We start from the raw sequence: 13998 nt of genomic DNA on the forward strand, positions 1-13998 counted from the left end.
CCGTACAAAGCCTTGAGAGACATCTGCTTTTTTGAGTTGCTGGCGCTTAGCATAAAACGTCGAGGGATTGAGTTCATTAAGCTTACAAAATGCAAGCGTTGACAATGAACTCGATTCAGACTGAGCGATGAGCGTTTGCCATTCTTGATTAGTGTGTCGTTTTCCCATTTCAAATCTCCTCATGGTTGGAGACTTGATCTTATTCTTCGCGCTAGGCGATTAGAATGCGGGTTTTATGGAGCGCTTACTAATAATCCAGTGCAATCGTCTTGTAGGAGCTACAATCAATTTAGAGTCATCCACTTAAATTAAGTGAAGAATACAAGCCTAATCAGTAAACGAATAATCGTCACCTTGAAAAGCCGATAAATCAAATTTTAGTAAAAAGAACTCAGGCGTTTTGCGTTTTTTTAACACATGGTAAAGCCCTATCATGGGCAATGGCATTAGGTGGTTCCCAATACGTTACGATTGCTGATCCTAGATTATACTACTTTGAGGTAAATAATTAGTTTATCTAATCTGAAATGCTTATTCACGGTACAAATATTCATTCGTCAATCGCCTATTTTACTACTACACTCGCGCTTCATTTTTATATCTCCAAGGCCTATAAGACTCCAATTTATAGACCTAAATAATAGAGCTACAGCAATGCTACTAAGTGTTTTGTATATCATTGGCATCACGGCAGAAGCCATGACCGGCGCTCTCAGTGCTGGCAAACAAAAAATGGATTGGTTTGGTGTAATGTTGGTTGCCAGTGCAACGGCAATTGGCGGCGGTACAGTCCGAGATATCTTACTTGGACATTACCCTTTAGGTTGGGTTGAAAATCCACAGTATCTGGCGATCACCTGTATCGCGGGTGTTATCACAACGGGACTGGCTAAATGGGTAATCAAGCTAAAAGGCTTATTCATTCGTTTAGATGCTTTAGGGCTTATCGTATTTAGCATCATTGGCACCAAGGTGGCGATGACAATGGGTCTACATCCAATGATCTGTATGGTATCTGCGCTAGTCACAGGTGTCTTTGGTGGTTTGCTACGCGACCTTATCTGTCGTCAAACACCATTGGTGTTGCATGAAGAGCTCTATGCCTCTATCGCACTGATTGCTTCAGGCTTATACCTAGGTTTGCTTGAACTTGGCATTAACGATGTCACCGCAACGATTGTAACGCTCGTGGTGGGTTACTTGCTACGTATGGCGGCGGTGAGATTCAAGTGGCGTTTGCCTTCATTCCAGCTTGATCCTGAAAGCTCTGTGCATTAGATAATATATTCTCAGTAACGCAGAAAACAAAAAGGGTTGCTCCAGCAGGAAGCAACCCTTTTTTCATTCGCTCAATCGTTAGATTTGAGGAGTGTTAGTCGTTACACCAAAGTTTTGACCACGGTGACGTAACAAGTGATCAAGCAATACAATCGCTAACATCGCTTCTGCGATCGGTACAGCACGAATACCCACACATGGATCATGACGACCTTTAGTGATTAGCTGTGTCGCTTCACCGTCTTTAGTGATCGTGTCACCAGGAACCGTGATGCTTGATGTTGGCTTAAGGGCAATACTTGCCACAATATCTTGTCCAGTAGAAATACCACCTAAGATACCGCCAGCGTGGTTGCTGCTGAAGCCTTCTGGCGTTAATGGATCACGATGTTCACTACCGCGCTGATTAACCACATCAAAGCCATCGCCAATCTCAACACCTTTCACAGCATTAATGCTCATTAGAGCATGCGCGATGTCTGCATCTAGACGGTCAAAGATTGGCTCACCAAGGCCTACAGGCACTTTAGTCGCAACCACTTGAATCTTAGCACCGATCGAGTTGCCTTCTTTTAGCAAATCACGAATCAGTTGGTCGAATTCAGGTACTTTATCGGCATCTGGGCAGAAGAAAGCGTTGTTTTCGATCTCGTTCCAATCCACTTTATCAATCGAGATATCACCCATTTGAGAAAGGTAAGCTTGGATTTCAACACCAAATTCTTGTTTTAGGTATTTCTTCGCAATCGCACCTGCAGCAACACGCATTGCAGTTTCACGAGCTGAAGAACGACCACCACCTCTGTAATCACGCACACCGTACTTTTGGTGGTACGTGTAATCAGCGTGGCCTGGGCGGAATTTATCTTTAATTTCGGAATAGTCTTTAGAGCGTTGGTCTGTATTTTCAATCAATAGACCAATAGAAGTACCCGTAGTTTGGCCTTCAAATACACCTGATAAAATCTTTACTTCATCCGCTTCACGGCGAGCCGTTGTATAACGAGAAGTACCAGGGCGACGACGATCCAAATCTTTTTGAAGGTCTGCTTCGGTAATTTCTAATCCTGGTGGGCACCCATCTACGATACATCCTAGTGCGATACCGTGACTTTCTCCGAACGTAGTCACGCGGAAATGTTGTCCGATACTGTTTCCTGCCATTACTTCCTCTAAATCAGCCATCACTCAGAAGGTTTGATTCCTAAACCAACCGGCTAATAGCTTTACTTGTCTATTCTTCGTGAATTCATAGTGGCTTTATTACTAAATGATGTAAACCCCAAAAAAGGAACAATTTTAACTTTCTATTACATGAGCCGAACGAAATGAACAAGAGAAGGAAATAACTGGAGCTTTGAAAGAAGTGTTTTATGATGGATGAAATGCAAAAAACCCGACAACTCTATGGGCTATCGGGTTTCTTTAAATAATGGCACGCCCTGAAGGATTCGAACCTTCGACCACATCCTTAGAAGAGATGGGATGTCGAAATCAACATGAAACACAAAGAATCAAAATAAAACGATAAAACTTTAAAAATCAAAAATTTATAATATCAAAAACATAAATATAAGTTTTATTACGTTTCACTAAGTTTCAAAGAAATCACTCGTTACTTGACCATATACTTGACCACGGATCTAGGCAAGTGCTATTTTTAATCAACGAAGCTTGGAGAAAAACTTATGCTAACTGTTACACAAATTAACAGCCTAACGCCTAAAAAAAGTTCATTCTACGCTTGGGATAAAACAGGCGAGCGCGGAAAAGGACGATTAGGTGTTCAAGTAACGCCTGCCGGTTCAAAATCTTTTAAGTTTCGTTACTACCAAAGTTCAAAAGCAATTTTGATTCCGATAGGCCGCTTACCAGGAGTTACGCTGGCAAAGGCAAGGAAAATCGCTGAGTCTTACAGCGAATTACTGTCTCAAGGTATAGACCCGTTAGAATATCTTCAGGAAAAAGAAGCAGAGCAAGAATATCTCGAACAAGAGTCACTTAGGGCTGGTTCGTTTGAGCAGCTTATAGACCTCTATACATTAGACAAATGTAAGCGCGGCAAAAGAAATTACGAAGAAGATAAACAAAAAATCATCTGCAACATCTACCCTTACCTTGATAAAACACGCAAAGCAAAAAGCTTCGAACCAAGTGATTTTATGCAGGCACTCAGTATCCCTATCCAAGAAGGTTACGCTCCAAAAAGTAATAAGCTTCGTTCTTACTTACATGCCGCCTTTGAGTTTGGACTTAAAAACGATAATGACCCAGCAAGTAATAACTCTAAAGTGAAGTTTGGGTTGAAATACAACCCTATTTCAGCCATTCCTAAGCAAACATACGCCGAAAAGGCAGGAGACCGTTTCTTAAACATTGATGAATTAATACAACTCATCCATGACATGAGCTATCGCTACCACGACCTTAAGTTAGCAACATCAACGCGACGCTTTATCAAGCTTTGTTTCTATTTAGGAGGCCAGCGCCCCTATGAGATCGCCAATACTAAATGGAGCGATATTAACTTCCGCGATAAAACACTCACGATTCGCGCTGAAATTTTCAAAACCAACCACGCACACGTAGTACCTCTCACTCATACTGCAGTGGAGATCCTCAAGGATTGCCTCAAAGATAACGAATTTAATAGTCCATTTGTGTTCCATAAAAAGACCAAGCCAACTGAGCCAATGCCAAGCAACACTCTTGCTCAAGCAGTGCTGTCCTACAAACGGAATACAGAAATTGAAAACTTTATTGCGAGAGACTTTAGACGAACATTTAAAACGCTTGGCGGTCAATTCAAAATCAGTAAAGAAGTCCGTGATAGAATTCAGGGACATGCTATCAGTGATGTCTCAGGCAAACACTATGATAGGTATGAGTACCTGGACGAGAAAAGATACGGACTAGAACTATGGGAAGAAGTTCTCAATGAACGATTAATTGAGCGCTCAAAGTTTGGGGACATTTCGTAGATAACGCATTGAAACTATGGCCTATTCAAGACGCTCAACTTCAAAAAGTTCGTCAATTTGAACATCCAGATACAAACACAACTTACCAATGACATCTAGCTCTACCCTCTCCGCTTCATCATAATACAAACGTGTGATGGTACCTCGATTAATCCCGGTATCCCTCGAAACAATTGAAATCTTTAACCGCTTTTCGCCCATAATCCTAGACAAATGGCACTTTACTACGCTTTTTAAAAGCAAAATATAACCTCCTATAAGTCATAATAAGTTGCAAAGACGTAATTATGTACTAATATTAATCTATAGGAGATTAAAAATATGCTTCTAAAGACCAATATGTATGACTGAAGAGTGTAATTTGTACAACTCTAGTTCGCTGTGACTCTGGTCTCATCTGGGGGAAGACCCCACGAAAGTTTCGAAGAATATGGAGTTGAAAATGAACATCACCCCTATAGAGATCCAAACTGCAGGAATATGCTTAGAGATTGCAGCTTTTGAGGAATTCCATCACTTAACCAGCGATGAAGTAAGAAGCTACCAGCCTTCAATACAAGATAAAATATGGGAACATGATTTCCATATAAATTGCCACCTAACTGAAGGTTATGTAAATCATTTATCCCAGCGAGCAATAGAAGTACTACTTAAGTGTCGACAAGGAGCTCAGCTTCATGATGCAAGTTGGATTATAAGGCAAATATCATCTTCAGAAAAACAAACCTATCTGCATTAATTTACGTAAAAGTCCACCAGCATCGCTGGTGGACGTGTCTGCCAGCCAAGGTGTCAATTACAAGTCCTAGAGGGAGATCGTTTATCTTTGCTAAATGCAGCAATATATTGACCTTCGCTTTATAGCACTTACTAAAATACCGCATAGATTTACTAATACTGTTGCATTAATACATATATAGTTTAGCAACTAACTACGGGCAGTTAAATTACGGTATTTACATTTCCCATGTTTAGGCGACCTAATTCTGTTTTGCTAAGCGAACGATCACATCCTAAATTAGACTGACTCTAGCATTGTTCTGCCCACTTTTGAGTGGGCCACGATGGCTAACTCAAAATTGCCCCTTTATGGTTTAGAGTAGATGCTCATACAAATTCTGTTAATGTGCGTTTGCCCTACAAAAAGTTATTTTAGCCGTCACTCTCTTTGCCAGTACGCTTATTACGTTTTGTCGTCAGAAGGAAACTATGTTCGCTGCAATTATATTCAACATGTAAAACTAAAAATAGTGATAACTGATGATTTTACACTTGCAACTGCTTGAAAGATTAAAGGGTGTTTTGTAGCATATTTGATAATAATTACAAATTATTACAACTCTTTAAGGAAAAGGATAATGTTAAAAAGCAAGTGGTTGGCTAGTGCTATAGTCACGTTGATGTTGTCAGGGTGTGCAACAACATATGAATCGGCAGAAGAAGCCTATCAAGATGGTGATTATGCTAAAGCAAGAGAATCTTGGCAAAAACTGGCTTTAGACGGTGATAATCGCTCAATGTATCGCTTATATACCTCAACGAACCGTCCATCAGATGAAGATATTGGTTGGCTTAAAAAAGCGGCGGATTCTGGTTTAGTTAATGCTCAATTTGATTATGGTATGTATGCGCTTGAACACGAAAAATATAAAGAAGCACAAACATATTTGACTAAAGCGTCAGAGCTAAAATCAGATCGAGCATCCAGAGTTCTAGAACAGAATAAAAAGCTGTTCCCATTATGGCTAAAAGCTGAAAAAGATGATGCTAAATCGATCAAAAAGCTTGGTGAGCATTTTTGGTCAACTAAAGATTATGGAAAATCTCTAAAATGGTATGAAAGATGTGTTGAAAGCTATAGTGATTGTTCAGCTTACATGGGATTAGCTTTTGAAAATGGATATGGAGTAACTCAGGATTATCAGAAAGCTATCCACTGGTATACTAAATCGGCCAAAAAGGGGAATGGCTCTGCTGCAAGAAACTTAGCGTGGCTCTATGAATATGGAAAGGGAGTACACATAGATAAAAAGAGAGCTTTTCACTGGATGAAAAAGTCTGCTAAAACTAATTGGAGTGGGCAAGCTCAACTAGGTTCCTATTACCTCTATGGCATAGGAACTGAAAAGGATACCGATAAAGCGTTTTCTATCCTAAGTGAAGCAGCACCACACACGAAGTACGCATCCCACTACTTGGCAAAAATGTACTATTATGGCGATGGTATAACGCAAGATTATAAAAAGTCATATGAGTACTTTGCTAAGGCAAGCAAACAAAACCACCCTTGGTCTGATTACTTTATTGGTAATCATTATTATTATGGTTATGGGAAAGAAAAAAACTATACGCAAGCCTACAATTGGTTTGAAAAATCAGCAAATGCAGGGGTTGTTGATGCTGAGTTTAGGCTTGGCTGGATGCAGAGTGAGGGCGAAGGGGTTGCTCCGAATTCAAGAAAGGCATTTAAATGGTATCAAAAAGCAGCGGAACAAGGTTCAATTGCCGCTCAGAACAACCTTGGTGTTATGTATGCGGAGGGCAATGGAGTAGAAAAAGATGATTATAAAGCATTCAAGTGGTATAAAAAAGCGGCAAGACAAGGTGATGATGTTGCTCAAAAAAATCTGGGAGTAAGGTTCGAAACAGGAAAAGGTGTACGAAAAAGTAATCAACTAGCTGCGTTCTGGTACGCAAAGTCTGCACAACAAAATCATAAAGAAGCACAATCGTACCTTAATGAAATACTGAATAAACTTAAAACCAAAACAGTTCAGATCAAAAAAGCTTCAGTGTATGAAGAAGGCAATTTTGACAGTAAGGAACTGCTGGCATTGCCACAAGGTCAGCGTGTTTATGTCTTGTCCTCTGGAAGCAAATGGACAGAGGTATATGTTCCTAAAAACCACACCATTGGTTACTTAAACAATACTCATCTTTACTAAAATGGATTGAAAAATGAAGAAATTAATCTTTGCACTGTTATTTATATGCCAATCAGTATTCGCAAACCCTACTGTATTTGGGCTAACGATTGGTGAAACTACCGTTGAACAACTTAAAAGCAAATATAATGTATCCCACCAAGGTATCAACAAGTATAGTCAGGGTGATATGTATCAGATCCCTCGAAATCAAATACAATTCGAAGATATCAATGATGTGACGGTGATCTTTAGTCGCTCCAACAAACTGATTGCAGTTTTAACCGAATTACCGAAAAATAAGTTTGATTATTTGAATGGCACCCTTGGGAAAAAATATCAATTAGTAAACCAAAAAATCCCTTTTGTCGGGAATAAATCTGCGACATACAAAGATGGTGAGACTGAGATTACATTGGAAGCTCCACACATGAACTTTCAATTATCTATGAATTATATCCACTCAGACCTTTTGAAAGCCTTCAACACCCAGAGCGAAAAAGCGAAAAAAAAGAAGCAGCAACAAGAGAGTTCAATGCTTTGATCTAAATAGGTCGTTATTTTGCGCTCGCTAGATGGACGATAGTGGTAGAATCTGAGCTTTCAAGTTACTATTTCTCATCTTTTAGAAACGATTTAGAGCTATTTACCTAAATCGTTTCTGTCCAAAAGCTATTTAGATCAAGCTCTACAGATTTCATGAGCTTGGTTCTCTGCTATCCAATATAATTCGATGAAAGAGGATAAGATCATACTCATATGAGAGTGATGTAGGAGTAAGTAAGTGTTGATATTGGGGTGTTATGAAGAAAAGTGAAAAAGTATTAGGTATAGCATTTTTTTGGTTTTTAACCTTAGTGCTTAACTTCAAAGGATTGTTGATATTATCGGTATTGAGTTACTTTAGTTTCTGGATTTTACTTGTTAGAGAGAAGTCTTTTCTTGAGTTTAAAAAATCATGCATATTCGCATTAGTATCTGTGCCGATTGTCTATTCCTCTATCATTTTAGATGGTTATTTTCAGTTAGAAGGGAACTTAAGAATAATAGTATCTTTACCTATTATTACGATTGGTGCTTTTGTTTTTTCTAATATAAAACGTTCTCTTTCACCGGCAAACTGAAGGTAACTGGGGTATTGGAGGTTCAAACTCTCTAAGCCCCATACGTACTGGTCAACAAACTTCGGTCCCAATTTAACCACTGCTTGGATAAGAACTTGCATTCAAGGCTTACAGATACTTTTTCTAATAGATATCGAGCGCGTTAGAGTCCAAACTCTAACCCGTTTCTGTCCAAAAGCTTCTCAGATTGAATCTTTACCCGTTTGTGATCACCAAGCGATTCTGTCGTGCCTGAATTACCGAGCGACTTTGTCATTACACTAACTACCGAGGGAAAATGACGGGACTGAATTAGCGTACTTTTTAAAGTATTTGAACAAGCTTTAAAGGGTGCTAAGGATGTTCTACATGGATTCAAAATCACAGTTTACTGTCGATATCATTAGCAAAGTCATTGATGGCTAAAGGCTTCTTGTACTTAAAACAAACCTATCTGCACTAGTTTGTTTACATCCACCAGCATTGCTGGTGGATTTATCCCCATTTAGAAACAATAATAATTACTCTCTCATGATCGAAATCTGCTTTTTATACTAAACAGTCATTAATTTACGGGACGATAATTTTCGTGTATTCCTTATTATTACCACCCTCCAAACTATTATTTTTATTTCCTTCATAAGCATCCAGCTTCTTGGTCAACTCTAGATTTTTCTTATATTCAAAATCTAACTTAATCCGCAAAGCTCTCTCTGTCGGATTACTAGATCTAATTACTTCATCATATTCCTTTCTCAGATCTAGCAGTTTACCTTCAATCACAGTTAATTCATTTTCCAATCTAGCTCTTTCTAACCTTTTATAATAAAGAATTTCATTCTCTGATTTACTATTTAATACAGTTTTATTTATATCACGTTTTATTTTCTTTAGGTGGTTATTTAACTTAACAATATCTTCTCTAGCGACCATTAATTCATGCTTACTATCATTATAATTAATTTCTTCCTGCTTCTTAACTAAGCGAAGTCTATTAATTTCAGAAGTGGTTTTTATTAATTCTTTTTTTAGTGAAACTGACCTACATTCTTCTTTTCTAAAATTGGACTCTTGGTCTATTATTTTTGACTCAATGCCTGAAAGCTTAATCAGTTTAACACTTAACTCTTTTTCTACTTGGCTATAAGAAGCATTAAGAGATTCTAAAGCCGCCTTAAGTCGTTCAACAAGAGCCTCTAAATACTCTGCTTTATCCTTATGTACAGCACTTGTTAACTCCTTCGATTTACCACGGACAAACCCTAATTGAATAAATGCCCTACCTGTAAGATCTTGCAGCTTCTTCATATTGCCTTTTCCCATTAGGCGAAAAGGATGAATCAATTTTTCGAAATCGAAATTAAAGAAGGTCATATGCACGTGAAAATTTTCAATGAACTCTTCGGATTTAAAATGGCCCTCATCAACATGAAGATCAATCGCCATTGGAAACAGCCCAAAGTTCTTATGAATAAAGTTTGCCAATTTCTTACAGCAATCTATAATTTTATCTTTCCAATTGAATGGATACTTTGACTTTACAACCATAACTTGGTCTCGAGAAAGAACAACAACATTATCAACGAAGGCGTTTGAATTTTTAGAGAATTCAATATTGCAAGTACGCTTACCTGCAGCTTCCTTCAATTTTTTCATTCTCTTCTCACAATTTGCGAATGAAACAACCTCTTGAATATAAACATTTCCACAACTCAACTCCGGATAGACGTTCTTGTCATCTACAATAGTTCTTACATGATGTTTTCTAAGACCAAGAAATTGAGTTTTTTTAAATCCCTTCATCTGACTAGATACATAATTACTCATAATGAAACCTATTTTTTTATTTACATTAACAAATAATTTCACATGGTGTAAACACTGAACAAATCACATTAAACAAGGAAAATAAAAAACATCGAACCATATTAAACCACGATGTTTCAATATGTTTCATGGTAGTTCTAATTTATTTTAAATTAATTGGAGCTAATTTTTGATAGCGTAGCGGCTTTGTTGCGTAATTCAATGGAACTAAATCCAGAACCTACGATCTGATTAGTTCCGTCCACTCCCTCTCTTAGCCCAATACCTAAACCTCATTACAAAACAACCAGGAAGCAAATACACCCAATCATTAACCGTGGTTCTCTGACCTTTTGGCTTGATGACGCTGCGATAAATGGGTGAGCACAAAGAAAACAGCATAAGCGTAGGAGGTCTCGTCGGTTAAGAGATTTAGCTATCACGATAACGCTCAGGGTGAAGCGAGTTTTCTATGCCGCTGAAAGCGCGGTCCCCATCAAAATCATGCCTTGGGTTGCCAGAAGTTATACGGCTCAAATAAGTATTAGAAAGAGCGGAATGGACACCATAGACGCTCGCTGTCAGAAATCGAGATGGATCGAGTTAAACAGTTGTTAGGAGGGCGATTGAACTTAAGAGATTACAATGCACAGGTGGGGGGAGACTTACTCGATGATAAAAGCGTTGAACAAGCATACGGAGCTAGGTATGCCTGAAGACTAAACGCCCTTACAAGCCCCACCGCCTAGCGTATTCTGCAGTGAAAATCTAGTAAATGAAAGACTAAGACAGGCACAGTTGCAATACCTATTGGCGTACAACTACTGCCTATTAGCACACTAACCCTGCCTATTGGCGCACTAATACTGCCTATTGGCGCACTAATACTGCCTATTGGCGCACTAACGCTGCCTATTGGCGCACTAACACTGCCTATTGGCGCACTAACACTGCCTATTGGCGCACTAACACTGCCTATTGGCGCACTAATACTGCCTATTGGCGCACTAATACTGCCTATTGGCGCACTAATACTGCCTATTGGCGCACTAACACTGCCTATTGGCGCACTAATACTGCCTATTGGCGCACTAACACTGCCTATTGGCGCACTAATACTGCCTATTGGCGCACTAACACTGCCTATTGGCGCAGATGTAACGTCTACTCAATCAAAAGCTCCCAAATAACTAATTTTTAGGCACTGACAAAGTACACTCCATGGATCCGCCCTCAACCTAAATTTCAGGGTATCTATTATACCTATGGACAAAGACGCAAAGGAAAAAGAGCTTATTAATTCCAACTCAGCGCTTCAAGGTAGGGCATCATGATATTAGTCATTCGGTAATACTTGGCATATTCCCAGAGCTTATCGTGATTGAGCTTATTAGCTCGTTTTGCTTCCACAAATGCTTCAATCGCAACGTCAATCCCGATTTTATTACGGAACTTAAAACAATCAACAATAGTCCGCTCAACATCAGTCACCAAAATAGGAATACCATCAACTTGTCTTGAGACAACTCCAAAATTCGCCATGTCTCTGGTGCGAACAATTCGTATGTTTGGGTAGTCAATGCTGGGCGCTCTATCGTTTTTATTAATGCTGATCCACACCTGAAATGGCGCTTGGGTGGTGAGGTCGTGGTATCTGAGAGCAGACAGAAGGCAAATAACGCTATTTTTCGCTCTAGCACTAACCTCTGCAAAAGATTGCATTTCTGACTCTTCTCGCCCTACGTATCCATAAAGCCCTCTCTGAAGTTTTTCTATATGACCTTTTTCCACGGCGCGAGAAAGCGCTGCACGAGTGATGTTGAATTTCGCGGCATCTGAGGTAGTAAATATAGATAACTTTTTAAGTTTATCTCGTTGTGAGGGATTCATTTAAAATGATACGCTTTGTAGTACATTGTATGTATTGTACTACAAAGCGTATCACCGTTCCTGCAATAAAGCAGAACATATTAGAAATGTTACCTGAAATCGTTTCAAGGCATATCAGGCTAAATATGACCGCCGCAGGTTATGACGATGAGGCACACCATCGCTTCCCCATCTCTGCTCATACTATGCCATATCGTTTACTGGAGTATGAGTACTGCTGAATTCTACTGCATAGTGAAAAGCCGACATATCCAATCGGCGCACTGCCCCGATTATTAACATTCAAGGTTTCAATACACAAACAAAGTGCAATTCCCGAAATATATAACAAAGCCACCACCACATTCACAGCACACATATTAAGCCGCTTCGGTTAAGCATAACTAAATTTTGGATATGGATTAATGTGTTGCACCACTGCAGTAATAATTGTGTATGTTGTAGCTATTAAAAATCGATAAATAGGGATTAGTTTGGCTTTGTATGCAGACTCGGCAACACAAGAGTCCCAAGATAAATACCAACAATGATACTCAACACAGAAAAAACACCCGCTAGAGAAAGCACCGGCATGGCAACAAGAAGTTGAGTGTCATTCCCTCCTCCTGCCATCACGGCCCCAAACCCCATAAGTACACCAGCAATTAAATGTTTACCAAACCGACGTATCGGGCTAAACCTCAATGAAAAAGATCCTGTAAATAGTGCAGCACTGATCATTCCAACCAATAGTGAGGTCATCAATATAAAACGCTCACTACTCGGCCAGTCTTCTGTCTTCCCATGCCAAATTGAAGTACCCATAGATTTCAGCAAACCACTTGGCGTCCAATGCGGTTCATACAAGAATACGAAGCCGGCCATCAACCCAATACCCAGCATTGAAAACCACAGCTTACGATTGACCGAGTTCATAAAGTAACAACTCACCACAATTATGAGCGAGATACTCCCAAGGAATATGTATCTGGAAAAGTCGGACAGTACCAACCTAGAGCCTTTCAACTCCGAAGGCAAAACTGGAGCAAACACCAGCCAAGCAACAAACCAACCGAATACAGTAGCCAACATAACCACTTCGCCGCGAGCTAACCTGCTCACTGTAGAAACCCCACAACCACTGTTGATTGCCGCGCCAATACCAAATAGAAAGCCACCAAGCAGTGAGAACAAACTCGGCCAAAAAGCTATGGACAACTGGCGCCCCTCAACCACTGAACCTAACCCCATTGATACCCAAGCCAGCGATCCACTAAAAACAATCGCAACGATGAACATTGGTGATCCTTTTATCGCCTCTTTTACTCCTCTCACCATACAAAGGCCTGTGGTTTGGGCGAGATATCCCAATAAGAAAATGCAGAGCAAAGCGAGAATAAACAACATACATAGCCTCCAGATTGCATTGATTTTGCTGTTGTCGTTCGTTAAATATAGTAAGAGCGTAAAACTTCTAGGTAAGAATATGATCCACATACTGGTTAACTGGCATAAAGACAAGCACCCCGGCTATTTGGGTAGCAACGTAACTAATAAGCTTTCTAATGCCGAATTACAGCGCTTAATGGTTCAGGTTATCCGGCCCATCGAACGAGAGTTTGGAGAAGTAACGGTGACCTACGGCTACACCAGCCACTCTTTGCTTCGTTGGATATTGAAGAATAGCCCAGGTGACATGGCTCCAGACATTGACCAACACGCTTCCATGGAGCTCAACAGCAAAGGCAAGCGTATTTGCAAACGCGATGGAGCAGCCTGCGATTTCTATGTTGAAGGCTATGAAACCCGAATGGATGAAGTCGCGAAATACATTTGCACTCACCTACCGTTCGACCGCCTCTACTTTTATGGAAAGAACAAACCGATCCACATCAGCATTGGCCCTGAAAACAGCCGGTATGCACTGATTCGGCAAGCACGAAGTGATGGGCTTCGCGTAAATACGAAAAGTGCAAAAGGCAGCGCCACACAGACCTTATTCGATGACTTATAATCGAAAAAACATCTGAGAGGACA

The 13998-nt window shown here is 39.8% G+C and carries 12 protein-coding genes and 2 pseudogenes; 8 read left to right on the top strand and 6 right to left on the bottom strand.

All coding sequences use genetic code 11. From position 1 onward, the window contains the following. A pseudogene (locus L1D11_RS22720) lies at positions 1-168 on the bottom strand (IS66 family insertion sequence element accessory protein TnpB); the annotation flags it as partial. Between the two features lie 486 nt (positions 169-654). Here L1D11_RS22720 and L1D11_RS07800 point away from each other — a divergent pair. Next, positions 655-1278, top strand: a complete 624-nt coding sequence (locus L1D11_RS07800) for a trimeric intracellular cation channel family protein (protein WP_076654577.1) — start codon at positions 655-657, stop codon at positions 1276-1278. 78 nt (positions 1279-1356) lie between these two features. Here L1D11_RS07800 and aroC read toward each other — a convergent pair whose 3' ends face one another. Next, a complete protein-coding gene (gene aroC, locus L1D11_RS07805; RefSeq protein ID WP_239834793.1) occupies positions 1357-2442 on the bottom strand; it encodes a chorismate synthase in 1086 nt (361 codons plus the stop codon). A gap of 524 nt (positions 2443-2966) precedes the next feature. On the opposite strand from aroC, the gene L1D11_RS07810 reads away from it, so the two are divergent. Beyond that, positions 2967-4259: a site-specific integrase gene (locus tag L1D11_RS07810; RefSeq protein WP_017632540.1), complete on the top strand. Its 1293-nt coding sequence runs from the start codon at positions 2967-2969 to the stop codon at positions 4257-4259. Positions 4260-4280: 21 nt separating this feature from the next. Here the strand turns inward: L1D11_RS07810 and L1D11_RS07815 are convergent, their stop codons facing one another. Then, entirely contained in the window at positions 4281-4502 is a 222-nt protein-coding gene (locus L1D11_RS07815; protein WP_017632541.1) for a helix-turn-helix domain-containing protein, read from the bottom strand. A gap of 199 nt (positions 4503-4701) precedes the next feature. Here L1D11_RS07815 and L1D11_RS07820 point away from each other — a divergent pair, with 199 nt between their 5' ends. The 4 genes from L1D11_RS07820 (at position 4702) to L1D11_RS07835 (ending at position 8307) form a co-directional block, all read left to right on the top strand. Next, a complete protein-coding gene (locus tag L1D11_RS07820; protein WP_102548407.1) occupies positions 4702-4998 on the top strand; it encodes a hypothetical protein in 297 nt (98 codons plus the stop codon). A 619-nt stretch (positions 4999-5617) separates the two neighbouring features. Further along, the gene (locus tag L1D11_RS07825; RefSeq protein WP_239862324.1) at positions 5618-7204 is read left to right on the top strand and encodes an SEL1-like repeat protein; all 1587 of its coding nucleotides are present in this window, start codon (positions 5618-5620) and stop codon (positions 7202-7204) included. 13 nt (positions 7205-7217) lie between these two features. Further along, entirely contained in the window at positions 7218-7727 is a 510-nt protein-coding gene (locus L1D11_RS07830; RefSeq protein WP_239862326.1) for a hypothetical protein, read from the top strand. 259 nt (positions 7728-7986) lie between these two features. After that, entirely contained in the window at positions 7987-8307 is a 321-nt protein-coding gene (locus L1D11_RS07835) for a hypothetical protein (protein WP_239862328.1), read from the top strand. Between the two features lie 549 nt (positions 8308-8856). Here L1D11_RS07835 and L1D11_RS07840 read toward each other — a convergent pair. Next, the gene (locus L1D11_RS07840) at positions 8857-10113 is read right to left on the bottom strand and encodes a hypothetical protein (protein WP_239862330.1); all 1257 of its coding nucleotides are present in this window, start codon (positions 10111-10113) and stop codon (positions 8857-8859) included. A 261-nt stretch (positions 10114-10374) separates the two neighbouring features. On the opposite strand from L1D11_RS07840, the pseudogene L1D11_RS07845 reads away from it, so the two are divergent. Beyond that, positions 10375-10815: pseudogene (locus L1D11_RS07845) on the top strand (transposase). A 573-nt stretch (positions 10816-11388) separates the two neighbouring features. Here L1D11_RS07845 and L1D11_RS07850 read toward each other — a convergent pair. After that, on the bottom strand, positions 11389-11982 hold the full coding sequence (locus tag L1D11_RS07850) for a type IV toxin-antitoxin system AbiEi family antitoxin domain-containing protein (protein ID WP_239847851.1): 594 nt from the start codon (positions 11980-11982) through the stop codon (positions 11389-11391). 468 nt (positions 11983-12450) lie between these two features. Next, positions 12451-13260, bottom strand: coding sequence for a YeeE/YedE thiosulfate transporter family protein (locus L1D11_RS07855; protein ID WP_239862377.1), 810 nt, complete (start codon positions 13258-13260; stop codon positions 12451-12453). A 187-nt stretch (positions 13261-13447) separates the two neighbouring features. Between L1D11_RS07855 and L1D11_RS07860 the strand changes: the two genes are divergently transcribed. Continuing rightward, on the top strand, positions 13448-13975 hold the full coding sequence (locus tag L1D11_RS07860; protein WP_239862332.1) for a hypothetical protein: 528 nt from the start codon (positions 13448-13450) through the stop codon (positions 13973-13975). Positions 13976-13998: the final 23 nt, after the last annotated feature.

This window comes from Vibrio sp. Isolate32, from assembly GCF_022397955.1.
GTDB lineage: Bacteria > Pseudomonadota > Gammaproteobacteria > Enterobacterales > Vibrionaceae > Vibrio.